Raw genomic sequence first — 26,552 nt, forward strand, 5'->3', positions numbered from 1 at the left:
GCGCGCAGGGCGGCAGGGGGGAGGGGTGCCCCGGGCGGTCGATTGCCGGCAGGTCGTCGAACCAGCCGCGGTTGCCGTAGACGTAGACCGGCCCGCCTCCCATGTCGTCGAAGGAGAACCACGCGTGGGAATTCACGATCCGGTTGCGGGCGATGCGCACGTCGGTCGCCCAGGTCTCCAACTCGACCGGATTGTCGCGCACGAAGGCGAACAGGTTGTCGTAGATCCAGACGTCCTGATTGAACGGGCAGTTCGCCGTGGACAGGGCCGATGCCTTGAGATCCTCGCAGGAGGCCGCCTTCAGCCGGAGGCCGTTATAGGCTGACAGCACCGTGTTGCGGCGGAAGATGATCGGTCCCCGCACGTCGGCGCCGCCGAGCAGCGCGCCGTTGAAGTGATCGTAGGCGCCGTGATGGGTCGCGCCCCACGGGATGCTGCGCCAGATCAGGCCCGCGCAGCCGAGCGCGCTGACCCGGCCGTCGTGGCAGCGGAACGGCCCCTCCCGGGTGAGGGCGGTCTGGTCGTAGCCGCTCGCGTCCTGCACCCAAGTGACGTCCTCGACCGTGAGCGTGTCGGCGGGACGGTCTTGGCTGCCGCGCGCCGCGAGGCCGTAGCTGCTTCCGACGACCAGGGAGCGGCGCAGTGTGACGCGCCGGCTGCCGATCGCCCGCACGGCCGCGAGCCAGCATCCCTCGAAAGTGAGATCCTCGATCGTGAGGCCATCCACGCGGTCGATGTCGAGGCAGGCCGCGTCGGCGAGCCGTCCCGCCCGCCCGATCGGAACGGCGAGCCGTGTGCGGCGGCTGCGATCCCGCTCTCCTACCCGCTCCCCTATCGATTCCGCGGCCGCCACGGTCAGCGCACGGAGGAGATCCGGCGACGGCGGGACGGCGAGCGCCGTCGTGAGGTCGCCGCAGGGCTGCTCGATGTCGTCCTCGGGCATCGGGCAGCCACGGATCTCGTCGATCGTCCGCCCGACCATCCGTGTGCGCGGGCCGAGCCCCCGGACGAGGATCGGCGGCGCATCCCGCTTGTCCGGTCCGGAGAGCACGACACGCCGGAAATAGCGGGTCACCGCGTCCGGTGCCGGGCTGTCGGCGAGGAGTTGCACGACATCGCCCGGCTGCAATCCTCGCACGGCATCCGTCGAGAACGCGACGGTAAAGCGGGCGACCAAGCGCCCGTCCGCGCCGTATCCCGGACCGCCCCCCTCAGGAGTGACGTAGAGCGTCCGTGCCGCCGTGGATTGCGCCGCCAGGACCAGCAGTCCCGCCAGGAGCATGCGCGGGAGGAATCCCGCGCAAGGGACCGGGCGGAGCCCCGTCGCGGCGACCGGGTCGTCGATGGTGCCCATTCGCGTCGCCTCGATGGAGCCGGTCTCACTCGGCCGGTACCGGCTCGACCTGCTGCGTCGCCTCCGCCCCGGCGGCCCGCCTCGCCGCCTCGTGGGCGTCCCGGTAACCGCGAGCCACGGCCCGCACGCCCCGGCCGATATCGGCGTAGACCTCATCGGGGAGGTTGGCGAGGGAGACCCGCAGGGACCAGTTCGGCGCCTCGAACCCCCCGCCATTGAGCAGCACGATCCCGTGCACCTCGGCGAGCCGGAACGCGAGATCGAGCGGGTGAACGTTGCGCTTCAGGTATTCAACCGCCTCCTCGCCGATGTTCTTGCGCGCCCAGAACTCGAAGTCGATCAGGCCGTAATAGGCATCGAAGTTCGGATTCGGCGTGAGCTGCAGCCCGAGGCCCTCGATCATCGACCAGACGCGGCGGTTGACGATCTCCATGCAGGCGTCCTGGTAGGCCTTCTTGTCGTCCATCAGCTCGGCGAGCGAGAACAGGCTCATCATCACCTGCTGCGGCAGGGACAGGCCGGCGGTGTGGTTGAGCGCGATGTCGCGGCTGTCGGCCACGATGCGGTCGATGAACTTGAGCTTGCGCGGCTCCAGCGTCAGCGGTCCGTACCGTTTGTCGAGGTCCGCCATCACGTCGGCCGGCAGCGCCGCGATCATCCGGTCGAAGATGTTGTCCTCGTGAATCGCGATCGTCCCGAGACGCCAGCCGGTGCAGCCGAAATACTTCGAGAAGGAGTAGACACCGATGGTGTTGTGCGGCAACTCGGCCATCAGCGACCGGAAATCGTGCACGAAGGTGCCGTAGACGTCGTCGGTGAGGATCATGAGGTCGGGGCGCTTGCTCTTCACCAGCTTGGTGATCTTGGCGATCGTCTCCGGGCTCATGGCCATCCCTGTCGGATTGCCGGGATTGACCACGAAGAAGGCCTTGACCTTGGGGTCGAGCAGCTTATCGATCTCCTCGTCGGTGTACTGGAATTTGTTCTCCTGCGGCGCCTTGATGTGGACGACGTCGAGGGCGTAATCTTCGAGGTGCGTCATCTCGAGATAGGGCGTGAAGATCGGCGTGCCGAGCGCGATGGTGTCGCCCGGTCGCAGCAGCCGGTTGGCCTTCAGCGACTTGAACAGGTAGCACATCGCCGCCGTGCCGCCCTCGACCGCGTAGAGGTCGAACCGGCCCTCCGGCTTGCGCCCCCCGCACATCGCCCACATCAGGTATTCGTGCACGATCCGTTCGTTGTGGACGAGCATGCGGTCGGGCACGGGGTAGTTGTCGCCGACGATCGAGTCGACGAGTTCATGCACGAAGGCGTCCTGATCGAATCCGAACGTCCTCACGGCGTAAGGCACCATGGCGGCCAGGAAGGCGGCGCCGGGCTGATCGGCCTGCCGCTCCAGCCACGCGTCGAGCCGGCCGGCGATCCCGGCCGCCTGCGGCATGCCACCGAGCCCCGCGGGGTGGCTCATCACGCGCTGGCTCTCGCGCATGGCGAATTGGCCAAGCAGGAAGAACGCCTCGCGCGGCGTCGTCGCGACCCAGTTCGGGTTGCCGCGCCCCGCGTTGAGGAACGCCGACTGCGTCCGCCTGGAGGTTTCCTTGGCGAGCTTGATCAATTCGTCCTTGATTTCGAACGGGCTGAGCGACTCGAAATTCTTCAGGTTCAGCACCTCAGTCATGAGTGTCCTCCCGAATGGCCGAATTCTTCCTGACACCCGGAGCACGATCACCGTGAAGCCGAGGATGGGCACGGTGCTGGCGACGGCAGAGGGTGTCTCGTCGCCGAGAGCCGGGTTCTCGGTCCTCCCGACGACACCAGCATCGTGGCGGTCCCGGTCTGCACCACGATGATCGCCGACCCGATCATGCCGAGGATGCGGGTGACGGCGGAGTTGATCGGGATCGATGCGACCGGTGTCTCGCCGAAGGATGTCTCGGTCTGCTCAGGTCGGAGGCATGGTCCTGAGAGCCGTCTCGACCCGATCGTGAGCAACGGGAAGGTCACCGGCTCAGGATCGGCGTGACGCGTTCTGACGAGCCCGTAGGCCATGGCGTCTCTCCCTGCATGGCCGCTCGATCGAGGATACGTCCCTGGAAGACGAATGCTGAACGTCGGCAGCCGTATTTCAACGCACGCCAGATCGCCTCACGGTCCTGCGGCACAGCGAAGGCAGCGTTCCCAGAATGTCTAAGGTGTGGCCAGTGACGCGCTTGATCGAACGGGACACGGATCGCTGCGAATTCGTGAGGATTAGCGGGAGGTCATTGCGGTAAATCTTGCACAGCGCGATGATATGTGCAGTACTGGATATATTCAGCGTGCATTGCAACGTGGCATCGCGTGGCCTGGGCTCGGCGCGCCCACGAGCCGATCAGGCTGGCTCGATCGGGCGCATCGTGGACGCTGCGCGGGGCGCGCTCCCTCTGGAGGTCACGGTGGGCCAGGTGTGGCGGCGAGGCTCGCGCCAGGCGAGCCACGGGCACGAGCGTGGCTCGATACCGCGCATCCATGGCGAGGCACTCCGCGCACTCATGCTGACGGCAACCGTCCTGATGACGTGCGTCCCGACGTATGCCTCGTCCGCGAGGTCTGCGCGTGCGCGCATCGCCGTGAGCTACGTGCCGCCAAGCGACCCGGCCCATCGCGAGATCTACCGGATGCTGCAGCGGCAGCGCGTTCTGGAGCGGTTGGGCGAGGTGATCCGCCTCGTTCGCCTTCCTCATCGCCTCACATTCCGGATGAAGGGGTGCGGCGGCGAGCCGAATGCATGGTACGACCCCGAAAGCTACTCGGTCACGATGTGCTACGAGATGGTTGCGGCCATCGTGAACCTTGCACCGCGCACGAGGTCTCCCGCCGGAGTCACGCGAGATCAGGCGATCCGCGGGCCGGTCGCGCAGATCCTGCTGCATGAGACCAGTCACGCGCTGTTCCACCTGCTGCGCGTTCCGATCTTCGGGCGCGAGGAGGACGCAGCTGATCAGCTTGCCTCTCTCATCCTGCTGCAACTCGCGCCAGCCCGGGCGCGGGCCGTCGTGAACGGGAGCGGATACTTCTTCGCGACGCTCGGCCGACAGGAGCCGATGGAGAAGGGCAGGTTCGCCGATGTGCACGGCCTGTCGTGGCAGCGGTTCTACAACCTCGTCTGCCTGGCCTATGGGTGGAACCCGCACCGCTATGGCGACATCGTCGCCAAGGGGTATCTGCCGCAGGAGCGGGCCGAGCGGTGCGGCGAGGAGACCGAGCAAGTCTCGCATGCCTTCGAAAGGCTCATCGTCCCGCACCTTCGCGTGCGCCCCCACCGCGGCGTCAATCTCCGGCGTGCCTGGCGGTCACGTTAGCCAACCGACCTGATGTCGAAAGATCGATGCCGACGATGCCGTCCCGTCGGGCTCCGCCCGCTCCGTCCGTTCCCCGACCCGCCTGAGACGGTCCGCCTCAGTATCGCCGCACGCGAACGGCGCGTGCCCCGTAGACGCCGCGGCGGACGCCCACCGCTCCGCGTGGCCCGACGCAGCCGGCCCTGTAGACGCCTCGAGCGCAGACGACGGCCTCCGCGTCGGTCGGGATGAAGACGGTCAGGCTTGCGAGCAGCCCTATGGCGAGGAGGAGGATCTTCATGGGGTGTGCTTCTCCCTTCTGCGGCATCCCCGCGACCTGCGTTTCCAGTGCCGGATCCCGCCCTAATAGGCGTATGCGGCCCGCACGGGCCGGTAGACGTGGGGATCGGCCCATACCGGAATGCTGACCGCCATGGGCTGCGGCGCGGGATCGAAGGGCATCGTCGAGGCGCTGAAGGCGATGAAGCCCGCCGCGGTCTTCACGCTGTCGGGCTGGTGCGGATCGCGCGAGATCAGGTCCGCCTCCCGGAACAGACGCAGGTTGCAGCGGCGCGACGGCAGACCGCCGACGGGCGTGCAGGCGTCGTGGCGTGCGCAGGCCGCATCGAGCGCATCGACCGGCGGGAGCGGCGCCCGGTTTCCCAGGCCGCAATAGTTGCTGTGCACGAGGAGGCTCGGCGCTGGAGCGTACCCAACCGACTGGGCCTGGGCGGATGGCGAGGCCAGTCCCGCGGCGGCGACAGCCAGCGCAGCGATCGTAATGCGCATGACGAGGACTCCTTATGTCTCCGGCGATGGTGATGCCGGAGGATGCTGAGCGGGCCGCCTGGTGGCGGCCGCGCGTCGAACCGAGCGCCGTCAGCCATGCCACCTCGACTGCCCCGCCATGATCCTTCATCACCCGAACGGCCGCCGGAGGCTTGATCGTGCAGGACAGCGCTCCGCAGTCAGACCGTGCCGCATGATGGCGGGCGCAGGCCCCTCACCGGCCCGCGCGGGGCGATCACTTCGCGCAGCGCTGATAATCGACCCCGGTCGGATCCTGATCGCTGTAGTAGCGTCTCAAGGCCCCGTTCGGCGCGGTCGCTAGGAGAACCGTGACGTCGTTGGCCGCGACCCCGTTCGCACAGTCGAGAACGAGGCGCTGGCGGTCGCCCACCGGCCGGATCGACCGGATCCGGCACGATGCCATCGGAGTTCTCAGCTGCTTGCCGGAGATCACGAAAGCCGGGGCGAAGATGTCGAGCGGTGTCTTGAACGCCGTGCCTTTGCCGGACGACGAATACACCTCCGCACAGCCGCGCCCGCTCAGCAGCCATGCGCCCTGATAGTCCGAGAGTCCGGCCTCGGCTGCCGACGCCGCGAGGCCGAGAGCGAGCCCGGCGGCACGAACGAAACCTGCGAGGCTCATGGCGGCCTTCTCCAACAGCTCGCATCACCGGCCATCGCACCCTGCGTGGCCGCTACTTCGCCCATTGTTCCTTGCGCCACGCGCTCGGCGTCATCCCGGTCCAGCGCCGGAAGGCGTGCGTGAAGGCGGCCGGTTCCGAGAATTCCAGCACGGACGAGATCTGCGCCAAACCCATCTTGGTGTCGGCAAGCAGTTGCTTGGCGATGCCGAGCCGGGTCTGGTTCGCGATGCAGCGGAACGTCGTCCCTTCGGCCTTCAGCCGGCGGCCCAACGTGCGCTGGTGAATCGCCAACGCCTGCGCGACCTGATCCTTCTCGATGCGCTTCTGAACGATCCTCGAGCGCACGCTCCGCCGGACCTCGTCCGAGACGTCGGACGGGACGATGGACTCGAATTGCCGGATTCGGCGCTCCACGCTCGCGCGGATGAGCGGGTTGGCGCCCTCGATGGATCGTCTCAGGAGCCGGGCCGGGAAGACAAGGGCCGCGAACTCTTGTGCGAAGCGAACCGGGGCCCGGAAGAAGCCCGTATAGGGTGCCGAATCGGGCGGAGCGAGACGCGGCAGCAGCACCTCGTCGGGGTCCCAGGTCGCGCCGCACAGCGAGCGCAGGGCGTTGGTCAGGGCCGCGACGGCTCGCTCGCAGTGGAGCGCGACGCCCTCGGTCTCGGGCTCGTAAGGAGCGTAGCTCACCGTCGCGACGGCACCGTCGACCGCCAGCTCGATCATGGCACCGCGGTTCAGGAGATCGTGATGGGTCGCGAGAGCCTGCAAGGCGTCGCCGACCGTCTCGGAGTGGCGCATCAGCGTTCCGAGCAGACCAAGCGAGGCGAGGGTGGTGCGCTGACCGACGAGGAGACCGAAATGGGCGCACCGCGCCTGATCGGCGGCCAGTGCGGTCAGGCGGCCCAACATCGCGAATGAAACGGTCTCGGCCGCGTCCAACATCTGCATGTCGGTGCCGGCCCTTTCGAGTATTTCATCCGGATCTATTCCCATTTCCACCAGAATATCACAGACGGTCTGAATAGAATAGACATTAACAAAATTATATGGAATAGACCGGATCGAGAAAGATCGTGTGATTTGTGGTAAAATTTTACTGCGAGGCTTTTTATGGCCACCTCCATGGCAGCTCGACGACACATCGGAGGGCATGTTTCTGCCTCCATTGTTCATCCGACCATCAGGCCAAGCATACCAGAAAATAGCACCCCATCAATACGCGGGCCAGGGACATAACAGTAGTCCGATAAAGGTGTTGCTCCACAAGATTGTTATCGATTTTTTTTGTCATGCCAAGCTTGCCCTCTGGGCGCCCTGCGTCGGCGAGCCACGGACCGCGGCTTTCGTGACGACGGTCGAACCGAGACCTCGATGCGACGAAGGGGATGCCGATTCATCAAGACAATCAGCGAGATCAGGGATCTGACGCATTGCCCGATTGCCACGTGGTCGGGGCTGGCTCCCGTGGTCGCAAGGTGATGTGGCGATGGACGGGTCCGGGCCGGATCCGGCCGCAGCAGCTGGCGTGCCCGTCTCCTCACCGGGGGGCGAGGCTTACTTCTCGTGGACAATGGTCTCATCCGGGCCCGCTCGCCGGACGCGGCGAGACCGATGGCGTCTCCCGGTCGCGGAGGCCGGTCCGTCCTGCACGGCTACCGCATCCACGGTCCGGATGGGCGCGGCGAGCAGGATCGCCGTCCTCACAGCCATGTGCATCTGAGCTTCGGTCGCGTCCCGCATGGCCAGCACCTCGCGGGCGTGAGGGGTGGCCTGCATGATCGCGCCGACATCGACCGCGACCCCCTGAGCAAGCGGGCGCAGGCCGGGCGTCGGGTCGTTCAGGTAGCTCGTCACGGCCTCATCAATCTGCTCGTCGGTGATGCGCTTGCGCTTGTAGAGATCGCCGATCGTGGAAGGGTCGGTCATGCTGCCATGCCTGGATGCTGCGTCGGAGCGGACGCTCGGACCGTGCATGGCACGCTAAGTCGCCCGCAGCCGTCATGGGTTCCGAGTGTCATTTAAATTTCGGTAGGTTCGTGCGGACGCCGCGGAATGAGGGCTGCGTGCGAGTGAAACTCGCACCGCTCGGGATGGCCGCTTGGTCGGACGGACGGCGTCGCGAAAGCGAGTCCTGGGCCGCGCGTCCTGGGCCGCGAGTCCTGGGCCGAAGGAAGGCGCAGCGGGGTCGGTGTCGCTTCGCGCAGAGGGTGAGCCTGCCACGTGCGCCGCTCGTCCGGCAGGGCCTGCTCTAATCGGGTGCGGGGTTTTCCTGCATGTCCTTGTATCGCCGAATCGCCATGCGCGCATTGAACAGCAGGCGATCCGGGCCGAGCTCTTCATCGAGGCCGGCGCGTCTCACCATGTCGAGCACGCCGGGATTCAAGCCCGCGAGCCAGACCGTCACGTTGGTCCGCCTCACGCCCTCCTGAAGCATCTTCAAGGCCGAATACTCGATGTCCGGAACGCGGCTGAAATCGAGGGTGACCACGCGAGGTTCGTGCTCCGCGATGAGCAACCTGATCTTGTCGCCGACATTCTGTGCGTTCGCAAAATAGAGTCGCCCTACTGGACGGATGATCAGAAGTCCGTCAAGCGTCTCATCGTCGGGATGCGCGGGTGACAAGGGGCGCAGGACGTCCATGCCGCGCTTGCGTCCGATCACGGCGACCGTCGGGCGTGCGGTCTGAAGGGCAAGGCCGACCAGCGAGAGGGCGACCGCGATGACGATGCCCTGGAGCGTGCCGAAGACGAGCACCCCGATGGCCGCCATGATGGCCCAGCGGAATTCCATCTGGCGTACCTTGAGGATGGCCGTGAACTCCCCCGGCTGAATGAGACCGACGGAGTACACGACGACGACGGCCGCCAGGGTCGCATGCGGGAGGAGGCTCAGGACCGGCGCCAGCACCAGCATCGTGGCGAGCGCCGCCGCCGCAGCGACGAGCGAGGCCGTCTGCGTCCGGCCCCCGGCGGCCCGGACGACGCCCGTCTGCGACGTCCCGCCGCCGGCCGGCATCGAGCCGAGGAGCGCTCCGCCCAGATTCGCCGCCCCGGTCGCGACGAGCTCGCGATTGGCATCGATGGGCGGATCGGATGCGGCCACGAACGCGCGCGCCGCAGCGATGCTCTCCGCGAAGCTCATCAGGGCAATGCCGACCGCTCCTGGAAGAAGCACCTGGACGAGTGCCGGATCGGGCAGGGACAGTCCGGGAGGTCCCTGCGGGATCGGGCCGACGATCGGGATGCCCCGGGCACCGAAGTCGAAGAGCCAGGACGCCGCGATCGCGCCCGCGACCGTCACCAGGGGCGCCGGCGAGTGAGGCTTGAGGTGCTCCATGCCGACAAGTGCGGCCAGCGTGATCCCCGCGACGGTCAGGGTCGGCACCGATGTCTCGGAGAGGTGTCGAACGAGGCTCACGGCGTCGGCGAAGAACGACTGCTTGACGATGTGGAGCCCGAGGAGCTTGGGAGCCTGGTCGAGCAGGATCACGAGACCGATGCCGGCCTTGAAACCTGTGAGCACCGGCACCGAGATGAAGTTGGCGACGATGCCGAGGTTGAGGAGCCGCGCCGCGACGAGCAGCGCACCGACGAGAACCGTGAGGGTCGCGCAGGCTGCGGCGGTTCTCGCTGGATCGCCATCAGGGACCGCGATGCTGAGTTCGGCGCCGGTCAGGATCGCCAGCGTGGTCGTCGAGCTCACGCTGAGAACCCGGGACGAGCCCAGCGCGCCGTAGATGAGGGCGGGCACGAAGGCGGTGTAGAGGCCGACCGCCACCGGCAGTCCGGCCACCGTCGCGTAGGCCATGGCCTTGGGCAGGACGACCGCCGCGGCCGTGGCCCCTGCCACCGCGTCGGAGCGGAACCCCGTCGCCAACGCCGACATCGATCGTTCGGATCCTGCCATCTGAACGTCTCCGCGGAGTGAGAGCGATGCACTCCCGGGATGGCATTCCGTCCCGAGGAATGTACCCGATCAAGAGAAGCGCCGCGCTTGACCGATCGAGAGCACCTGAACCCGTGCGGCCTCTCGACGATCAAGAGCAAGGGTTGTTGACTGGCAACGTCTCAGGGGCAGGCGCGAGAGGACCGTCGGGAAGTGCCGCCCTTGGCGACGATCCAGCTCTCTGGAGATTTCAAAGAATTTCGCATCGGAGCAGCCTCTATTTGCTGGGGCTTGGATCCTCGCAGGTTCGGAAAAGGAGCGCGAATCCAATGATTTCATTGCGCGGGCTTTCGAGCTGAAGCAGCCGTCCGGTGTCCTGTTGGGTCAAGCACTTCGGGGCGAGAGCGGTTTTAACTTACATCGCTCAACGAGAGATCCTTCGCAAGATCAGAGCCTGCGCTGGCGGGACCAACGGAGGGTTACCCCGATGTCGAAGGCAGACCGACCGCACATGCCGTCCAATCTGCGGACGAGCGACCGGTCCTCGAGGAGGCTCCGCCCGCAACCGGTCGACGAGTGTGCGACATCACCTGCGCAACACATCGATCAGTTCTTGCTCATGCACTCTGCTCGGCTCGATCAATGGCGCGATATCGCCGTCGCCGCGGACGCGTGGCGGGCCGGGACCAAGCAGCGGGTCGACCTTGAAACCGCCGTCCAGGCCATGGAGGCCGTCGAGGGGTTCCACGCCTATCCGGGACCGAAGCTCCTGGCGGCACTCCGCGACCTGATCGCGCACGACGATGCGGGCGGCGCGGCCCGCATGGCGCTCCGGATTTCCAATGCCCTGCTCACGCGGTCCTACCGCGAGCGGGCCGCGGAGTGGGATCCGCGGGCCGAATTGGCGCTGGACGAAGTCGGCGACGTGTTGCCGCCCGGCCTCGGCGATGCCGACCAGCACCGCCCCTACTTCGAGGTCCTGTTCGTCACGGCTCAGCCGGCCTCGCGGTGGCCGGCGCTCGCCGAGGAGTTGCGTCGGCTTCGCCGGCCCGAGGATGCCTTCGTGTACGAGCCGGTCTTCGTCGGCTCGTTCGAGGATGCGTTCTGCGCCGCCGTGATCAATCCGTCCATCATCTCGGTGGTCGTGCCGGAGGGCTTCACGTTCCGGTCGCGCTACGATGCGCCCGTGCTGCGGGAGATGCTGCGCACGCTGGGCGTGGAGGATGACCGCAGCACCTCCGCCCTGCGGCTCGCCGCCGCCCTGAAGCGGATCCGGCCGGAACTCGACATCTTCATCCTCTCGGAGCGCCGGGTGGAGGAACTGGCAAGCGCACCCGCCGCGGATTGCGTGCGCCGGGTCTTCTATGCCGTCGAGGAGCCGCTCGAGATCCACCTGTCGATCCTGGAGGGCGTGCAGGACCGGTACGAGACACCGTTCTTCGACAACCTGAAGCGGTACGCGCGACGGCCCATCGGCACCTTCCATGCGCTGCCGATCGCGCGCGGCAAGTCGGTGTTCAAATCCGACTGGATCCGCGACATGGGCGCGTTCTACGGCATCAACCTGTTCCTCGCCGAGAGCAGCGCGACGACGGGCGGCCTGGACAGCCTTCTCGAGCCGACCGGCACCATCAAGCGGGCGCAGGACATGGCGGCGCGCGCCTTCGGTGCGGACCACGTGTTCTTCGTGACCAACGGCACCTCGACGTCGAACAAGATGGCCGTCCAGGCCCTGCTCGGGCCCGACGATATCGCCATCGTCGACCGCAACTGCCACAAGTCGCACCATTACGGCATGGTGCTGTCCGGCGTGCAGCCCATCTACGTCGAGGCATTCCCGATGACGGAATACTCGATGTACGGAGCGGTTCCGCTGACCACGATCAAGCGGGCGATGCTTGCCCTGCGCGCCGACGGCCGCTTGGAGCGTCTGAAGCTGCTCGACCTGACCAACTGCACCTTCGACGGGCACATGTACAACGTGCGCCGCGTGATGGAGGAATGCCTCGCGATCAAGCCGGATCTGATCTTCCTGTGGGACGAGGCCTGGTCCGGTTTCGCCCGGTTCTCACCCTTCCTTCGTCCTCGCACGGCGATGGGAGCGGCGGCCGAGATCGCCGCATGGTTGCGGGATCCGGCCTCGCTCGACGCCTACGAGGCGCAGCAGCGTGACCTGGGAAGCCAGCCTTCGGACAAGGCGCTGCTGGCAACGCGTCTGATCCCCGATCCACGCCAGGTGCGGCTTCGCGTCTACCAGACGAACTCGACGCACAAGTCGATGTCGGCGATCCGGCAGGGCTCCATGCTCCTGGTCAAGGACGTCGACTTCCACACCGTGGAGGCGCAGTTCCGGGAGGCGGTGTTCACGCACGCCTCCACCAGCCCCAACCAGCAGCTCATCGCGAGCCTCGACGTCGCCCGGCGCCAGATGGAGCTCGAGGGCTACGGGCTGGTCATGAACGCGATCGAGATCGCGCTCAGGATCCGGCAGGCGGTCAACACGCACCCGCTGGTGTCGCGCTACTTCAACGTCCTCGGTGCCGAGCGCATGATCCCGGCCGAGTACCGCCAGTCCGGCTTCAAGGACTATCTCGATCCGGACGCGACCTGGGGCGACGTCGTGCGCGCGATGCGCGAGGATGAATTCTACCTCGATCCCACGCGCATGACGCTCGTTTGCGGCACGGCGGGCTTCGACGGCACGCAATTCAAGGGCCTGCTGGCGAGCCGATACGGCATCCAGCTCAACAAGACGTCGCGAAACAGCGTGCTGCTGCAATCGAACATCAACAATACGCGCAGCGACGTCGCTCACCTGATCCGCGTTCTCGTGGAGATCGCCCGTGACATCGAGAACCGCCTGACCACCGGCGGAGACGCCGAGCGCGCCGCCTTCGGCGCGCGGGTGAAATCGCTGATGACCGACGTGCCGGACCTGCCGAACTTCAGCCGCTTCCACCAGAGCTTCCGCGAAGGCTCCGGCGACAGCACGCCCGAGGGCGATATCCGCTCGGCCTTCTTCAGCGCCTACGACCCGTCGCTGTGCGAGTACGTGCCGCTGTTCGGTCCGGACTGCGACCGGCGGCTGCGCGAGGGACCGGAGATGGTGTCGGCCAACTTCGTCATTCCCTATCCGCCCGGCTTCCCGATCATGGTGCCGGGCCAGGTGCTGACGCAGGAGACGGTCGACTTCATGCGCAAGCTCGACGTGAAGGAGATCCACGGATACGAGAAGACGCGAGGGCTCAAGCTGCTCAAGCCGGATGCGATCGCGGCGAAGCGCAAGGCGAAATCGCCCGCAGCAGCGAACAAGACCTCGCGAGCGGCCTGAGCAGAGCCGCCCGGACGAACTCCGCCGAGCCTCATGTGCTTGCATCATGCGTCGGATTGGCAGCCGCCCGGCAGCGGGTGCTCTGGACGGCGGCATGATGCTCGGACGAGGCGCGACTAGCTGGACAGAGTGAAGCTGACAGGAGGGTGATCTCATGTTCGAGTGGTTCGCAGACACGCTCCGGCAATATCCCGAGATCGCCATCTTCATCTCGCTGGCGTTTGGCTACTACTTCGGATCCTTCACCTACAAGGGCCTGGGCATCGGTGCCGTCACGGCGACGCTCATCGCTGCCGTGATCATTGGCCAGATCGGCATCAGCGTGAGCGGTCCGCTCAAGCCGTTCTTCTTCCTGATGTTCCTGTTCGCGATCGGCTACGCGGTCGGACCGCAATTCGTCCGGGGCGTCGCGAAGGACGGCCTTCCGCAGGCCCTCTTCGCCGTCGTCGTCTGCGTGTTCTGCCTGGCAGGCGGTTACCTCGCAGCGAGGTTCGGAGGCTACGATGTCGGCTCCGCGGCCGGGCTCTATGCCGGGTCGCAGACGATCTCGGCGTCCATGGGGCTCGCGACCGACGCGATCAACAGGCTGCCGATTCCCGGCGAGCAGGCCAAGGCTTTCCTCGATGCGATGCCGGTCGCCTACGCCATCACCTACATCTTCGGCACGTTGGGGTCCGCCGTGATCATCGCTCTCCTCGGCCCGGCCCTCCTGGGCATCGACCTCGAGGCGGCCTGCAAGCGATACGAGGAGAAGCGTGGCGGCACGAAGGTCGCGGGCGGCCCCGGAACCGCCTGGCATCAGTTCGACCTGCGGGCCTACCGCGTGCGGCAGGACGGCATCATCGTCGGCAAGACGGCCGCGGACGCGGAGCGGATGCTGCCGGAGCAGCGGATCTACATCGAACGCCTTCGCCGCGGCACGGACGTCATGGACGTCACCGCCGATACCGTCATCCAGTCGGGAGACGTGGTTGCGGTGGCCGGACGACGCGAGGTCCTCGTCGGCCTGATCGGCACCGCGGCCGAGGAGGTCGACGACAGGGAGTTGCTGGCGGTGCCGATCGAGGGCCTCGACGTCTACGTGACGAGCAAGGACGCCGATGGGAAGTCGCTCGCGGACCTTGCGCAGAGCCCGTGGGCGCGGGGCGTCTTCCTGCGGAAGATCACGCGGGGAGCCACCGCGATCGACATCCCCATCCTGCCGAGCACGAAGGTCAATCGCGGTGACATTCTCACGCTCGTCGGCCGCAATCAGGACGTGAGCGCGGCCACGAAGGCGATCGGCTACCCCGACCGGGCGACCGACGTGGCCGACGTGATGTTCATCGGCGGCGCCATCGCGATCGGCGCTCTGCTGGGTGCGATCGTCTACACCATCGGCGGCGTGCCGCTGACTCTCTCGACATCCGGAGGCGCCTTGATCTCGGGCCTCTTCTTCGGCTGGCTGCGGTCGGTCCACCCGACGTTCGGGCGGATCCCGTCCTCGACCGTGTGGTTCATGAACTCGGTCGGCCTGAACGTGTTCATCGCGATCGTCGGCATCTCCTCCGGCCCGAAATTCGTTGCCGGGTTGCAGCAGCTCGGCTTCGGCATCTTCCTGTGGGGCATCTTCGCGACCACGCTGCCGCTGATCCTCGCCATGTATGCCGGAAAGTACCTGTTCCGCTTCGACGACGCCATCGTGCTCGGCGCGGTGTCGGGCGCGCGCACCACGACGGCCTCGCTCGGGATGGTCACTGACCGGGCCAAGAGCCAGATTCCCGGCCTCGGCTATACGGTCACCTATGCGGTCAGCAACACGTTCTTGACGATCTGGGGAATGGTCTTGGTGATGCTGCTGACCTAGGACATATTGCAACTAGATGATGTTCGGTTCCGGCATGTGGTGTGACGGATCGAGCCTGAGGCGTTCGGGTTCTTTCGTCCAGGTCTGGCAGATGAACTCGTAGGGCGTGAGGCCGCGCAGGGTCTTGAGCCGGCGTCCGTAGTTGTAAGCGTCTACGAACAGGTGCAGGTGCAGCCGGAGCTCGTCGTGGCTGGCGTAATGGTAGCGCTTGACCGTGGCGTCCTTGATGGTGCGGTTCATCCTCTCGACTTGACCGTTTGTCCACGGGCAGCGCGGCCTGGTCAGGTGATGCTCGCTCTTGGTCTGCTCGCACGCCCAATCGAACGCGGGCCAGCGGTAGATGCGCGGCTCGTCGCGCTCTGCCCAATAGGCAGCCGCCTTCGCCTCTTCCTCGTCCACCGGATGGTTGTCGGCGAACCGGATGCCGTTGTCAGTCAGCACCGTGTGGATCGTGTACGGCACGGCGGCGACTAGCTCGTCTACAAAGGCTGCCGCGATCCGTTATGTCGCTTTCTCATGCAGTTGAACGAAGGCGAACTTACTCGTGCGGTCGATGGCCACGAACAGGTGCAGCTTGCCCTGTTCCGTGCTGACCTGTGCGGTGTCGATGTGGAAGTCGCCGATTAGGTAGGCCTTGAAGCGTGAGCGCTTTGGCTTGTCGCCATCAACATCCGGCAGACGGCTGATGCCGTGACGCTGCAGGCAGCGATGCAGCGACGAGCGGGTCAGATGCGGCAGGCTCGGTTGCAGCGCGTAGAGGCAGTCGTCCAGCGGCAACAGGGTATGCCGTCGGAAAGCGACGATGACCGCCTCGTCCTCCAGACTGAGCACGCTAGAGCGAGGCTCCTTCGGTCCCATCCGCGCATCCGTGCTGGTCTGGCGGGAGCGCCACTTCTGCACCGTCGTGGGCTGATGCCGTAGCGCCTGGCGGCGGCCCTTACGCTCTCTTGACGAGCTTGGATTGCCCGACGGACCGTCTCAGTCGTTGTGGCGCTGCCGTGGAGAACCTGTCCCATGACGCGTCCCTCCAGGCGGCATCAGCCGTACCACCAAACAGCGGGACCAAACATCCTAGCGTCGTGCACGCGATGATGGACGGGCACCGGCCCCGCGGTGTGGCTGTCGGACCGCTATACCGCCCAGCAGGGCCACGGTGTGCAGCACCAGACCTGCCTGGCGCATCTGGCGCGCGACGTCGCCTACGCGGTCGAGGTCAGCGAGGATCCCGTGCCGCTGCGCCTGCAGCTGTGGCTCGGGTCGGTGTTCAGCCTGGCCGAGCGCGTCAGCGACTTGGCCGCCTCGACGCTTTCGGCCAAGCGGCGGGCCTTGGAACGGCAGGTAACCGACATCCTGTCCGCCCCGAGCCGGTGCGATCTGACCTGCGCTCTGCAAGCCAAGATCGGGTGAGCCCGCGATCAGCTCCTGGTCTTCCTCGACCATCCTGGCCGCGTGGCGGTCACCAACAATGCCTGCGAGCGCGCCCTGCGCCCGGCGGTGGTGCAGCGGAAAGTGACGAACCGCTACCGGGCCATGTGGGCGGTCGCGGGTGAGGCGGACCTGCGCACGGTCGTCGACACCGCTCGCCTCTCGGGCGCGAACACCTTCGCCATTATCCTCAAGGCCATCAGGGCTTGAGACCGCTGCCGCGGGCGTGGGTAATTACGGGTATCGTTGCTCGTGCCACCCGACAGGTAGTCGTAGCCGTCACTCCCGAAGAAACGGTCGTCCCGGCCGAAAACTTGTTCGTTGCCGGCGTCGCCCGTCAGGTAATCGTTGCCGGACCCGCCCCGGACCGTGCCAGCGCCGGCACTGATGAAGTCATTGTCTTGCTCGCCGGAGATTCGGCAGAGGACGAGGTCGAGGATGTGCCGGACGCGGCGTCGCCCGCCGCGTCCGGCACCGGATGGAGTTCGACCACCCCGAGCCGGCAGGCCGCGGCGGCAGCGCCCGGGGCGCGTGACCACGACGCCGCAGATCTCATCCGGCCACGCCGCCTCGTCGGCGCGTGCCATCGACGCCGCGGCCTCGCCCCCCGGACGACGAGCGGGCGGTTGCGGGGCGGCTCGGGCAGGTCCCGGGCGAGGCCGATTGCGGGATCGGCCCTCGCCTCGGCGGCCGCGAGCCGTCGCCGCAGGAGATCTCGGGGCTCGGGGTCGCGGCGCTGCGCTTACTCGTTGTCGCCCTGGATGGCGGCGATGACGGCGTCGGTGACCTGGCGGGTCGTCGCTGTGCCGCCGAGGTCGGGGGTGTGCAGGCTCGGGTCGGCGGTCACCCGCTCCACCGCGCGCATCAGCCGGTCGGCGGCCGGCGTCTCGCCGAGGTGCTCCAGCATCTGGCAGGCGGTCCAGAACGTCGCGATCGGGTTGGCGATGCCCTTGCCGGTGATGTCGAAGGCCGAGCCGTGGATCGGCTCGAACATCGAGGGAAACTTGCGCTCCGGGTTGATGTTGGCGGTCGGCGCGATGCCGAGCGAGCCGGCGAGCGCCGCGGCGAGGTCCGACAGGATGTCGGCGTGCAGGTTCGTCGCCACGATGGTGTCGAGGGTCTCGGGCTTGATCACCATGCGCATGGTCATCGCATCGACGAGCATCTTGTCCCAGGTCACGTCCGGGAAGTCCTGCGCCACCTCGGCGGCGATCTCGTCCCACATCACCATGGCGTGGCGCTGGGCGTTCGACTTCGTCACCACGGTCAGGAGCTTGCGCGGCCGGCTCTGCGCCAGCTTGAACGCGTAGCGGATGATGCGGGCGACGCCGGTGCGCGTCATCATCGAGACGTCGGTCGCGACCTCCTCCGGGTGGCCCTGGTGGACGCGGCCGCCGACGCCCGCATACTCGCCCTCCGAATTCTCGCGCACGATCACCCAGTCGAGTTCCGGGCCCGAGACGTGGCGCAGCGGGCTGGTGATGCCGGGCAGGATCCGGGTCGGGCGGACGTTGGCGTACTGGTCGAAGGGCTGGCAGATCGCGAGCCGCAGGCCCCACAGGGAGATGTGATCGGGCACGTCCGGCGCGCCGACCGCGCCGAAGTAGATCGCGTCGTGGTTCCTGATCTGCTCGCGACCGTCCGCCGGCATCATCACGCCGTGCTTCCTGTAGTAGTCCGAGCCCCAGTCGAAGTGATCGAACTGGAACGTGAACGTGCCGGTCTTCTCGGCCAGCGCATTCAGCACCTCGATGCCGGCGGCGATGACCTCGATGCCGATGCCGTCGGCCGGGATCGCGGCGATTCTGTAGGTCTTGGTCATGATGGGTCTCCGCGTGGGATGAGGGATCGGGGGACGAGGGTGTCAGTGCGCGGCGGCGCCCGCCGTGCCGGCGCGCCGCCCCGCGCGGGCGACGATGAGGGTCAGGACCGCGGACAGGACCAGCAGCCCGGCGACGAAGATCAGCCCGCCGGTGAAGCTGCCGGTCCGGTCCTTGATCCAGCCGATCGCCCAGGGCCCGACGAAGCCGCCGAGATTGCCGACCGAGTTGATCGTGGCAATACCGACCGCCGCGGCCGAGCCGGACAGGAACATCGTCGGCATCGCCCAGAGCGGGGGCTTGGCCGCGCTGATGCCGATATTGACCAGGCTGAGCGCCGCGATCACCGCGGCGACCGAGGCGGCCCCGCCGGCGAGCACGAGGCCGGTCGAGGCGACGAGGCAGGCGATCACGACGTGCCAGGTGCGCTCGCCGGTCCTGTCCGAGTGACGCGCCCACAGGATCATCGCGATCACCGCCAGGGTCGGCGGCACGCCGTTGAGGAAGCCGACCGCCATCGTGGAGAGGCCGAAGCTCTTGATGATCTGCGGCGCCCAGATGCCGAGCGTGTAGAGGCCGGCCGAGGTGCCGAAGTAGATTAGGGCGAGCGCCAGGACGCGGATGTCGGCGAGGCCCGCCATGATGCCGTGCTTGGCGGCAACCTGCTTGGCGGCCCGCTCCGCGTTCATCTCCGCGACGAGCCAGGCGCGCTGCTCGTCCGGGAGCCACTTCGCCTTCTCGGGCCGGTCGGTCATGTAGAACAGCACGACGACACCGAGCACGACCGCCGGAGCCGCCTCGATCAGGAACATCCACTGCCAGCCGTGCAGGCCGAGGATACCATCCATCGCGAGGAGCGCGCTCGACAACGGTGAGCCCAGCACCACCGAGACGGGGGCCGCCGCCATGAACAGCGAGACGACGCCGGCGCGGTAGCGAGCCGGGAACCAGTAGCTCAGGTACAGGATGATGCCGGGAAAGAAGCCGGCCTCCGCCGCGCCGAGCAGGAAGCGCAGGGCGTAGAAGCTGGTCTCGCCCTTCACGAAGGCGAAGGCGCCCGAGATGATCCCCCAGGTGATCATCACCCGGGCGATCCACAGACGGGCGCCGACCTTCTCGAGGATGATGTTCGAGGGCACCTCGAACAGGAAGTATCCGAAGAAGAAGATGCCGGCCCCGAAGCCGAACACGGACGCGGAGAATCCCAGGTCCTTGTTCATCGTCAGCGCGGCGAATCCGATGTTCACGCGGTCGATGAAGGCAATGAAGTAGAGAAGGCAGATGAAGGGGACCAGACGCCATGAAACACGGCGCATGGTCGCCTTCTCGAGCGACGCGTCCATCGTTCCCTCCCGCTGCGGGCACGCTCCATTCATTTTTGAGCGCTATCTTCCATGCAAGCTGGAATACGCTTGTCGGTCCGGGGTCGTTCTGTCAACCCATGTTCCGCACCTGGCATGGAAGATGATATGCGTGGGTCCGTCAAAGGAGGCTCAGGATGGTGCGGGCTCGGCCCAGGGGATCAGGGGATGAGGGGTTGCCCGCCGGGGAGGCCGAGAAGCGCACCTCGCTCGTCGACGACGCCTATGCGGCGATGCGCGCGAACATCCGCGACGCGACTTTCGCGCCGGGCTACCAGGCCTCCGAGCAGGAGATCGCCCTGCGGCTTGGGATGAGCCGGACCCCGGTCCACGAGGCGGCGATCCGTCTGCAGGAGGACGGCCTCGTGCGCGTCCTGCCGCGCAAGGGCATCCTGATCCTGGCGCTCGCCCCGGACGATGTGCGCGAGATCTACGACGTGATCATCGGCATCGAGGGACGCGCGGCCGAGCTGATCGCGGCCCTGCCGGAGGCCGAGCGCCTCGCCGCGGCAGATGACCTCGACACCCGCACGACGACGATGGAGGAGGCGCAGGCCCGCGCCGATCTTCCGGCCTGGGGCGAGGCGGACGGAGCCTTTCACGCCGCGCTGATCGAGCACGCCCGCAACCGCCGGATGAGCCGGATCGTGCAGACGGTCAATGACCAGTCGCACCGGGCCCGCATGCTGACGCTCAACCTGCGCCGCGGCCTCGATGCCTCGATCGCCGAGCATCGGCAGATCGCGAAAGCCATCCGCGCCGGAGATCCCGGCGCCGCGCTGGATGCCGCCCGGCGCCATCGTCTTCGCGCCCGCGACGAGCTGCTGCCGCTTCTCGCGAGCTACGGCCTCAAGCACTTGTAGGACCGCGTCAACGTCGCGGGATAGTCCGCCCGTTCACAGGCGGCCCGCATCGAGTCTACGCTGGATCCCACACGGGTCCCTCGGAGCCGGGCCGTCCGGTTTCAACCGAACAGCTGGAAGCTGGCATCCTCCGGGGTCCGGCCGCCACTGGTGCGGTCGATCGTGACGAGGCCCAGGTCAGATTCGGCGCGCGCGGCGAGAAGTGCCGGAGGAAGAGCGCTCGGCGGCGCACCTGTCCCTTCTCGAGACCGCCGACGGAGTCGCGATACTCTACGGTCTGAGGCAGCGGGGCGATTGCTTGGACCGGTCGCACGCCGAGCGGGCGGATGCACATGGCTGCGCCGACAGCCATGGGTCACGTCCGGATGTGCTCGTGGGGGTTCGGGTCCGGCCCGTGGCGATGGTCCCCGACCTCGATCCGGGCCGGAATGATCGAGAGGCTGTCGTGGCGGATGCCGCGCTGGGTCGCGACCGCGTCGGCGAAGGCGAGGATGTCGCGCACCCGGCCGCGGACGAGGAGCGTGTGCAGGCTGGCGTCGTGGTCGAGGGGAACCTGGACCTGCGCGATCACGAGGTCGTGCCGCCGCTGCTGCACCTCGGCCAGGCGCTGGCCCAGCTCGCGCACGCCGGCCTCGGCCACGAAGGTGAAGGTCGCGACGCAGGATAGGTCGGGATCGAGCTGGCGGCGCGTCTCGGCGAGGCCGCGCCGCAGAAGGTCGCGCATCGCTTCCGAGCGGCCGGCATAGCCGCGCTGCTCGACGGTGCGGTCGACCTCCGCCACGAGGTCCGGATCGAGCGTGACGGTGATCCGCTGCATCAGCGCGCCTCCTCTCGCGCCATCCTCGGAGAGGCCGGCAGAACGGCGTCGACGAGCTCGCGCGCCGCCGGGTGGGACAGCGCGAGGCCGGGCCGGCACGGCGACGCATCGACGATCCGCCCCTCGCTCAGCACCACGACCCGGTCCGCGAAGCGGCGCGCCAGGCGCACGTCGTGGGTGATGAGCAGGAAGGCGGTTCCGTGCGCGCGGCGCAGATGCGCGAGCCGGTCGAGGATCTCGACCTGGCGCGGCGCGTCGAGGTTCGAGACGGCCTCGTCGAGGACCACGAGGGCGGGCCGGGTGGCGAGCGCGCGGGCGAGGCCGACCCGCTGCACCTGGCCCCCGGAGAGCTGGCCGGGCAGCCGGCCGGCCGAGGCGGGATCGAGGCCGACCATGGCGAGAAGCTCGCCGGCCCGCGCGTCCCGCGCCGGGCTGGGCAAGTCGGTCAGGTGGCGCAGCGGCTCGGCGAGGATCCGCCCGACGCTGTGGCGCGGGTTCACGGCGGAGAGCGGATCCTGCAGCACCATCTGCACCGCGGCGTGGAAGGCTCGCCGCCCGGCGCGGTCGAGCCCCGGGAGGGCGGCGCCGCGAAACCGCACGGTTCCGGCGTCCGCCTCCTCGAGCCCCAGGAGCAGGCGGGCGAGCGTGCTCTTGCCCGAGCCGCTGCGGCCGAGCAGGGCGACGCACTCGCCCTCGCCGAGGCTGAGGTTGATCCCGGAGAGGACGGGGCGTTCCCCCCGCCGGCCCGCGCCGGGATGGGACGTGTCGGGATAGGTCTTGCCGGGATAGGACTTGCCGAGGCCGCTCGCGGCCAGGAGCGCCGTCATCAGGGCACCTCGTGCAGCGCGCGGTGGGCGGCGAGGAGGGCCCGCGTCGCCAGGTGGCTCGGGTGCGCGAAGAGCGCCGCCGCGGTGTTCGTCTCGACGATCCGCCCCTCCTCCATCACCGCCACCTGGTCGGCGAGGCGGGCGACGACGCCGAGGTCGTGGGTCACGATCAGGAGGCCGAGGCCCCGCTCGCGCACCAGCCCCGCGAGGAGGTCGAGGACGCGCGCTTGGGCGACGAGGTCGAGGTCGGTGGTCGGCTCGTCGGCGACGAGGAAGGGCGCCCGCGACAGGAGCGCCAGCGCGATCATCGCCCGCTGCAGCATGCCGCCGGACATCTGGAACGGGTAGAGGTCCGGCACGCGCGGATCGTCGCCGAGCCCGACCTCGGCCAGGGCCTGCTCCATCGCGGCGCGCCCGGCCGCGCCGCGAAGCCCGGTCACGGAGAGGGTCTCGCCGGCATGGTCGCCGATCGTGCGCAGCGGGTTGAAGGCGGTGCGCGGGGCCTGGAGCACGCAGGCGACGGCCCGGCCGCGGAGCGAGGCGGGCTCCGTCTCCGCGCCGTCGAGGAGGATGCACCCGGCCCGGCGCCGCGTGCCCGGCGGCAGGACGTCGAGAAGGGCCGCGCAGGCTAGGGACTTGCCCGACCCGCTCGCGCCGACGAGGGCCAGGACCTCGCCCTCGCGCAGCTCCAGGGTCGCATCGCGGACCAGCGGCACCGGCTCGCGCGCCCGACGGGTCTCGCGCCAGGTCTCGACGGTCAGGCCCTCGGCCCGGAGCGTCCGCGCGCTCACAGGCCGCGCCCCGCGACCAGCGTCGGGTCGAGGCGGTCGCGCAGGGCGTCGCCGAGGCGGTTGAAGGCCAGCACCGCCAGCGCGATCGCCAGCCCCGGCCAGACGACGAGGAGCGGCCGGGTCCAGAAGAAGGCGCGGGCGTCGTTGATCATCACGCCCCATTCCGGGGTCGGCGGCTGCACCCCGAGGCCGAGGAACGACAGCCCGGCCACGTGCAGGGCCATGTGGCCGATATCGAGGGTGGCGAGCGCGGCGAGCGGCGGCACGACGCCCGGCAGCACGTGCTCGGCGAAGATCGCGAGCGGCGGCGCGCCGGCGATCCGCGCCGCTAGCACGTAGTCGCGGGTCTTCAGCTCCAGGACGAGGCCGCGCACGATGCGCGCGTACCAGGCCCAGTGCGACAGCACGATGGCCGCGACCACGTTGACGAGGCCGGTGCCCAGCGCCCCGATCATGAACAGCGCCAGCACGAAGGTCGGTACGGTCAGGAACACGTCGCACAGGCGCATCAGCACCGCGTCGATCCGGCCGCCGAGCATGCCGGAGAGCCCCCCGACCGCGAGGCCGAGGCCCAGCACGAGGGCGAGCACCGCCAGGACCGAGCCCAGCGTGGTGCGCGCCCCGGCGATCAGGCGCGAGAGGATGTCCCGGCCGAGATGGTCGGTGCCGAGAAGGTGGGCGAAGCCCGGCGCCTCGAAGCGGCGCGTCAGGTCGACCGCGAGCGGGTCGTGCGGCGTGGCGAGCGGTCCGACGAGCGCGAGCAGCACGAGGCCCGCGGCGAGCGCCCCCGCGACGGCGACGGACCCGGAGCGGGCGGGAAAGCCGGCGGGAATCATGCGGCGTCCTGTCCGAGGCGGATGCGGGGATCGAGCCAGGCATAGGCCACGTCGACCGCGAGGTTGCACAGGACGAACACCACCGTCATCACCAGGGTGAAGCACTGGATCACCGGGTAGTCGCGGTCGTAAATCGCCGAGACCGCGTAGCGGCCGACGCCGGGCCAGGCGAAGATCGTCTCGACGACCAGCGCGCCGCCGAGCAGCTCGCCGACATGCATGCCCGTCGCGGTGACGACGGGCACGAGGGCGTTGCGGAAGACGTGCCGGCGCGTGACGGCGCGCTCGGAGAGGCCGCGCAGCCGGGCGTAGAGCACGTGGCGCCCGCTCCCCGCCTCCAGCATGCTCGCCCGCAGGAGGCGCGCGTTGACGGAGAGCGACATCAGGCAGATCGCGAGCGCCGGCATGACGAGGTGAAGGGCCGTGCCGCGGCCGAGCGGCGGCAGCCAGCCCAGGGACACCGAGAAGGCGACGACGAGCAGGAAGGCGACCCAGAAGTTCGGCAGCGAGACGCCGAGCACCGCGATCCCGCGCACCAGCCGGTCCTGCCAGCCGCCGCGATGCCCGGCCGCCCAGGCGCCGAGCGGCAGGCTCACCAGGACGCTGACGACGAGCGCCGTGCCGGCGAGTTCGAGGGTGGCGGGCAGGTAGCTGAGGAGCTCGGGCAGCACCGGCCGGCGGGTGGCGTAGGAGAGGCCGAAATCCCCCTGCATGGCCCGCCACAGCCAGTCGAGGTACTGGATCGCGAAGGGGCGGTCGAGGCCGAGCATGGCACGGGCGTCCGCCAGCGCCGCATCGGTCGGCGGCACCTGCGACAGGCGCAGGTAGTCGAGCGCCGGGTCGCCGGGCCCGAGCCGCAGCACCACGAAGACGAGGAGCGAGACGCCGAGCAGCATGGCCGGGATCAGCGCGAGGCGGGCGGCGACGAAGCGCAGCATCAGCGGCCCGCCCCGCCGGCAGCCGGGCGCATCGCGGCGAACGGGATCTCGTTCAGCGTCGCGCCGAAGCCCACCCCGGTGATGGTCGGGCGGTGGACCTCGATCGCCACCGCGTGGGAGATCGGCAGGTAGACCGCCGCCTCGTGCAGGGCGGTGAGAACCTTCGCGCAGAGGCGCCGCCGCTCGTCCGGGTCGGTGGCGGCCAGAGCTGCCGTGATGGCGGCATCGATGGCGGGCTTGTCGGGAAGGCCGGCTTGCGCCTGGTAGTCGGCGTGCGAAGGCGCGCGCATGGCGCTGACGAAGGAGGCAGGGTCGTAGGGCGGGCCCCAGGTCTCGCCGAAGATCAGGCCGAACCGGCCGTCCTTCTGGCGGGACAGGATCGCGCTCTCCTCCTCGCCGACGAGGCGCACGGTGATGCCCACCCGGGCGAGGTCGGCCTGGATCACCTCGGCGATCGCCTTCTGCTGGGCGTTGGTGCCGACGAAGTCGAGCTCGAGGCCGAGCGGGCGTCCCGCCTTCGCCCGCACCCCGTCGCGGCCCCGCACCCAGCCGGCCTCGTCGAGGAGGCGCTCGGCCGCCGCCCGGTCGAAGCCGTGGGGCGTCAGGCCGGCATCGGCGTCGGGGATCGTGGGCGCGAACAGGAAGTCGGCGCGGGGTTCGATGCCGTCGAGCACGGTGCGCACCAGCGTGTCCTTGTCGACGGCCCGGTTGATCGCCAGCCGCACCGCGCGGTCGTCGGTCGGAAAGCGCGCGGAGTTGAGCGCGAGCACCCGTGTGGCGAGCGGCCGCGAGACCGCGGCGGAGAAGGCCGGGGTCTGGTCGCGCAGGCGCAGGAAGGCCTCCGACGGGATCTGGCCGGCGGCGCCGTAGACGAGATCGACCTCGCCGGTCTGCAGGGCGATGGCGCGGGTGTTGGGATCCGGGATGACCTTGACGACCAGGCGCTCGAAGGCGGGCTTGGCGCCCCAGTAGGTCGGGTTGGCCGCGAAGGTGTCGGAGACGCCGAGCCGCGTCTCGACGAGGCGCCAGGGACCGGTGCCGACCGGCGCCCGGATCCCGCCGGCCGTAGTGCCGCCCTCGCCCATGGCGGCGGGCGAGACGAAGCGGAACGGCCGCGGCAGCGACAGCTCCCTGAGCGTCGGGTCGTGGGCGGCCTTGAGCACGAGGCGGAAGGCGAGGGGGCCGACGATCTCGGTGCGGTCGATCTGCCGGGTGAGGTCGAGCCAGGCGTGGCGGGACCGGTTGGCGAGGATCGCGTCGAAGTTGGCCTTCACCGCCGCGGCGTCGAAAGGCGTGCCGTCGCTGAAGGTGACGCCGGGGCGAAGCGCGAAGTCGTAGGTCCGCCCGTCCCGCGAGATCGTCCAGGCAGTGGCGAGCCAGGGCTCGATCGTGCCGTCGTCCCGATACCTGACCAGCGGCTCGTAGACGCTCGCCTGGGCGAACATCTGGTTGGGCGCGTAGAGGTGGGGGTTCAGCAGGCCGACATTCGTCGGCCAGGAATAGGTCAGCTGCCGGCCGGCCACGGGGGTGACGGTGCAGGCCAGCAGCGCGGCAACGGCGAGGCTCGCCAGCTTGGACATCGGGACGCCTTGGTACGGAGGTGTTCGGGTATGATGAATGTCGCGAAAGCCCCTACGCTCTGTACGGGAGCGGCCCGGACGGCGCCAGCGATGATGAGCCGGTCCCGGCTCATTCCGCGGG

General features: G+C 68.5%; 20 protein-coding genes and 3 pseudogenes. 5 read left to right on the forward strand and 18 right to left on the reverse strand.

From position 1 onward, the window contains the following. Positions 1 to 1,282: pseudogene (locus VQ02_RS16475) on the reverse strand (hypothetical protein); the annotation flags it as partial. A 97-nt stretch (positions 1,283 to 1,379) separates the two neighbouring features. Next, on the reverse strand, positions 1,380 to 3,032 hold the full coding sequence (locus tag VQ02_RS16480) for a bifunctional aspartate transaminase/aspartate 4-decarboxylase (protein WP_048445291.1): 1,653 nt from the start codon (positions 3,030 to 3,032) through the stop codon (positions 1,380 to 1,382). Positions 3,033 to 3,885: 853 nt separating this feature from the next. Here VQ02_RS16480 and VQ02_RS16490 point away from each other — a divergent pair. Beyond that, positions 3,886 to 4,695 (forward strand): DUF4344 domain-containing metallopeptidase, encoded by an 810-nt coding sequence (locus VQ02_RS16490; protein ID WP_053080409.1) that lies wholly within the window; start codon positions 3,886 to 3,888, stop codon positions 4,693 to 4,695. Between the two features lie 97 nt (positions 4,696 to 4,792). Here VQ02_RS16490 and VQ02_RS16495 read toward each other — a convergent pair whose 3' ends face one another. The 6 genes from VQ02_RS16495 to VQ02_RS16520 form a co-directional block, all read right to left on the reverse strand. Beyond that, positions 4,793 to 4,975, reverse strand: coding sequence for a hypothetical protein (locus tag VQ02_RS16495; RefSeq protein ID WP_048445293.1), 183 nt, complete (start codon positions 4,973 to 4,975; stop codon positions 4,793 to 4,795). 62 nt (positions 4,976 to 5,037) lie between these two features. Further along, positions 5,038 to 5,463 carry a phospholipase A2 family protein gene (locus VQ02_RS16500; protein ID WP_048445294.1) on the reverse strand — a complete coding sequence of 142 codons (426 nt, stop codon included), beginning with the start codon at positions 5,461 to 5,463 and terminating at the stop codon, positions 5,038 to 5,040. A gap of 235 nt (positions 5,464 to 5,698) precedes the next feature. After that, entirely contained in the window at positions 5,699 to 6,106 is a 408-nt protein-coding gene (locus VQ02_RS16505; RefSeq protein WP_048445332.1) for a hypothetical protein, read from the reverse strand. A 52-nt stretch (positions 6,107 to 6,158) separates the two neighbouring features. After that, positions 6,159 to 7,262 (reverse strand): AraC family transcriptional regulator, encoded by a 1,104-nt coding sequence (locus VQ02_RS16510; RefSeq protein ID WP_083469266.1) that lies wholly within the window; start codon positions 7,260 to 7,262, stop codon positions 6,159 to 6,161. Positions 7,263 to 7,664: 402 nt separating this feature from the next. Continuing rightward, positions 7,665 to 8,036, reverse strand: a complete 372-nt coding sequence (locus tag VQ02_RS16515; RefSeq protein WP_048445295.1) for a hypothetical protein — start codon at positions 8,034 to 8,036, stop codon at positions 7,665 to 7,667. Between the two features lie 322 nt (positions 8,037 to 8,358). Further along, positions 8,359 to 10,017 (reverse strand): SulP family inorganic anion transporter, encoded by a 1,659-nt coding sequence (locus VQ02_RS16520; protein ID WP_048445296.1) that lies wholly within the window; start codon positions 10,015 to 10,017, stop codon positions 8,359 to 8,361. Positions 10,018 to 10,615: 598 nt separating this feature from the next. On the opposite strand from VQ02_RS16520, the gene VQ02_RS16525 reads away from it, so the two are divergent. Next, a complete protein-coding gene (locus VQ02_RS16525) occupies positions 10,616 to 13,327 on the forward strand; it encodes a decarboxylase (RefSeq protein ID WP_167350761.1) in 2,712 nt (903 codons plus the stop codon). Between the two features lie 154 nt (positions 13,328 to 13,481). Further along, positions 13,482 to 15,173, forward strand: a complete 1,692-nt coding sequence (aspT, locus tag VQ02_RS16530; RefSeq protein ID WP_048445298.1) for an aspartate-alanine antiporter — start codon at positions 13,482 to 13,484, stop codon at positions 15,171 to 15,173. A gap of 12 nt (positions 15,174 to 15,185) precedes the next feature. Here aspT and VQ02_RS16535 read toward each other — a convergent pair. Beyond that, a pseudogene (locus tag VQ02_RS16535) lies at positions 15,186 to 16,189 on the reverse strand (IS481 family transposase). Positions 16,190 to 16,243: 54 nt separating this feature from the next. Here VQ02_RS16535 and VQ02_RS16540 point away from each other — a divergent pair. Then, positions 16,244 to 16,808, forward strand: a pseudogene (locus VQ02_RS16540) (IS66 family transposase); the annotation flags it as partial. On the opposite strand, the gene VQ02_RS40170 reads toward VQ02_RS16540, so the two are convergent. From VQ02_RS40170 to VQ02_RS16550, 3 genes are all read right to left on the reverse strand, one after another. Then, on the reverse strand, positions 16,694 to 17,185 hold the full coding sequence (locus VQ02_RS40170; protein WP_167350762.1) for a calcium-binding protein: 492 nt from the start codon (positions 17,183 to 17,185) through the stop codon (positions 16,694 to 16,696). The pseudogene VQ02_RS16540 and the gene VQ02_RS40170 sit on opposite strands and share 115 nt — an antisense overlap. A 155-nt stretch (positions 17,186 to 17,340) precedes the next feature. Then, positions 17,341 to 18,420 (reverse strand): tartrate dehydrogenase, encoded by a 1,080-nt coding sequence (locus VQ02_RS16545; protein WP_048445299.1) that lies wholly within the window; start codon positions 18,418 to 18,420, stop codon positions 17,341 to 17,343. Positions 18,421 to 18,462: 42 nt separating this feature from the next. Next, positions 18,463 to 19,761: an MFS transporter gene (locus VQ02_RS16550; protein ID WP_048445300.1), complete on the reverse strand. Its 1,299-nt coding sequence runs from the start codon at positions 19,759 to 19,761 to the stop codon at positions 18,463 to 18,465. Between the two features lie 155 nt (positions 19,762 to 19,916). On the opposite strand from VQ02_RS16550, the gene VQ02_RS16555 reads away from it, so the two are divergent. Next, positions 19,917 to 20,642, forward strand: coding sequence for a GntR family transcriptional regulator (locus VQ02_RS16555; RefSeq protein WP_048445301.1), 726 nt, complete (start codon positions 19,917 to 19,919; stop codon positions 20,640 to 20,642). Positions 20,643 to 20,997: 355 nt separating this feature from the next. Here VQ02_RS16555 and nikR read toward each other — a convergent pair whose 3' ends face one another. From nikR to nikA, 6 genes are read right to left on the reverse strand one after another with little or no spacing between them, the layout of a single operon-like run. Next, positions 20,998 to 21,459 (reverse strand): nickel-responsive transcriptional regulator NikR, encoded by a 462-nt coding sequence (gene nikR, locus VQ02_RS16560; RefSeq protein ID WP_048445302.1) that lies wholly within the window; start codon positions 21,457 to 21,459, stop codon positions 20,998 to 21,000. Then, positions 21,459 to 22,286, reverse strand: coding sequence for an ATP-binding cassette domain-containing protein (locus tag VQ02_RS16565; RefSeq protein WP_048445303.1), 828 nt, complete (start codon positions 22,284 to 22,286; stop codon positions 21,459 to 21,461). The genes nikR and VQ02_RS16565 overlap by 1 nt, the downstream gene beginning before the upstream one ends. Then, a complete protein-coding gene (locus tag VQ02_RS16570) occupies positions 22,286 to 23,077 on the reverse strand; it encodes an ATP-binding cassette domain-containing protein (protein WP_083469267.1) in 792 nt (263 codons plus the stop codon). The genes VQ02_RS16565 and VQ02_RS16570 overlap by 1 nt, the downstream gene beginning before the upstream one ends. Next, positions 23,074 to 23,913 carry a nickel ABC transporter permease subunit NikC gene (nikC, locus tag VQ02_RS16575; RefSeq protein ID WP_048445304.1) on the reverse strand — a complete coding sequence of 280 codons (840 nt, stop codon included), beginning with the start codon at positions 23,911 to 23,913 and terminating at the stop codon, positions 23,074 to 23,076. Before nikC ends, VQ02_RS16570 begins: the two co-directional genes overlap by 4 nt. Further along, positions 23,910 to 24,851, reverse strand: coding sequence for a nickel ABC transporter permease subunit NikB (gene nikB, locus VQ02_RS16580; protein WP_048445305.1), 942 nt, complete (start codon positions 24,849 to 24,851; stop codon positions 23,910 to 23,912). The genes nikC and nikB overlap by 4 nt, the downstream gene beginning before the upstream one ends. Beyond that, positions 24,851 to 26,431, reverse strand: a complete 1,581-nt coding sequence (nikA, locus tag VQ02_RS16585; protein WP_048445306.1) for a nickel ABC transporter substrate-binding protein — start codon at positions 26,429 to 26,431, stop codon at positions 24,851 to 24,853. The genes nikB and nikA overlap by 1 nt, the downstream gene beginning before the upstream one ends. Positions 26,432 to 26,552 lie beyond the last annotated feature (121 nt).

Source organism: Methylobacterium variabile (assembly GCF_001043975.1).
GTDB classification, from domain to species: Bacteria; Pseudomonadota; Alphaproteobacteria; order Rhizobiales; family Beijerinckiaceae; genus Methylobacterium; species Methylobacterium variabile.

Bases quoted from the DNA above. Each gene is read 5' to 3' on its own strand.
- nikA (WP_048445306.1), bottom strand. From the start codon at position 26,431: ATGTCCAAGCTGGCGAGCCTCGCCGTTGCCGCGCTGCTGGCCTGCACC.
- VQ02_RS16555 (WP_048445301.1), top strand. From the start codon at position 19,917: ATGGTGCGGGCTCGGCCCAGGGGATCAGGGGATGAGGGGTTGCCCGCC.
- nikB (WP_048445305.1), bottom strand. From the start codon at position 24,851: ATGCTGCGCTTCGTCGCCGCCCGCCTCGCGCTGATCCCGGCCATGCTG.
- VQ02_RS16550 (WP_048445300.1), bottom strand. From the start codon at position 19,761: ATGGACGCGTCGCTCGAGAAGGCGACCATGCGCCGTGTTTCATGGCGT.
- VQ02_RS16480 (WP_048445291.1), bottom strand. From the start codon at position 3,032: ATGACTGAGGTGCTGAACCTGAAGAATTTCGAGTCGCTCAGCCCGTTC.
- VQ02_RS16505 (WP_048445332.1), bottom strand. From the start codon at position 6,106: ATGAGCCTCGCAGGTTTCGTTCGTGCCGCCGGGCTCGCTCTCGGCCTC.
- VQ02_RS16495 (WP_048445293.1), bottom strand. From the start codon at position 4,975: ATGAAGATCCTCCTCCTCGCCATAGGGCTGCTCGCAAGCCTGACCGTC.
- nikC (WP_048445304.1), bottom strand. From the start codon at position 23,913: ATGATTCCCGCCGGCTTTCCCGCCCGCTCCGGGTCCGTCGCCGTCGCG.
- VQ02_RS16510 (WP_083469266.1), bottom strand. From the start codon at position 7,262: ATGCCCTCCGATGTGTCGTCGAGCTGCCATGGAGGTGGCCATAAAAAG.
- VQ02_RS16545 (WP_048445299.1), bottom strand. From the start codon at position 18,420: ATGACCAAGACCTACAGAATCGCCGCGATCCCGGCCGACGGCATCGGC.
- VQ02_RS16520 (WP_048445296.1), bottom strand. From the start codon at position 10,017: ATGGCAGGATCCGAACGATCGATGTCGGCGTTGGCGACGGGGTTCCGC.
- VQ02_RS16565 (WP_048445303.1), bottom strand. From the start codon at position 22,286: ATGACGGCGCTCCTGGCCGCGAGCGGCCTCGGCAAGTCCTATCCCGGC.
- aspT (WP_048445298.1), top strand. From the start codon at position 13,482: ATGTTCGAGTGGTTCGCAGACACGCTCCGGCAATATCCCGAGATCGCC.
- VQ02_RS16500 (WP_048445294.1), bottom strand. From the start codon at position 5,463: ATGCGCATTACGATCGCTGCGCTGGCTGTCGCCGCCGCGGGACTGGCC.
- VQ02_RS16525 (WP_167350761.1), top strand. From the start codon at position 10,616: ATGCACTCTGCTCGGCTCGATCAATGGCGCGATATCGCCGTCGCCGCG.
- nikR (WP_048445302.1), bottom strand. From the start codon at position 21,459: ATGCAGCGGATCACCGTCACGCTCGATCCGGACCTCGTGGCGGAGGTC.
- VQ02_RS16515 (WP_048445295.1), bottom strand. From the start codon at position 8,036: ATGACCGACCCTTCCACGATCGGCGATCTCTACAAGCGCAAGCGCATC.
- VQ02_RS16490 (WP_053080409.1), top strand. From the start codon at position 3,886: ATGCTGACGGCAACCGTCCTGATGACGTGCGTCCCGACGTATGCCTCG.
- VQ02_RS40170 (WP_167350762.1), bottom strand. From the start codon at position 17,185: ATGGCACGCGCCGACGAGGCGGCGTGGCCGGATGAGATCTGCGGCGTC.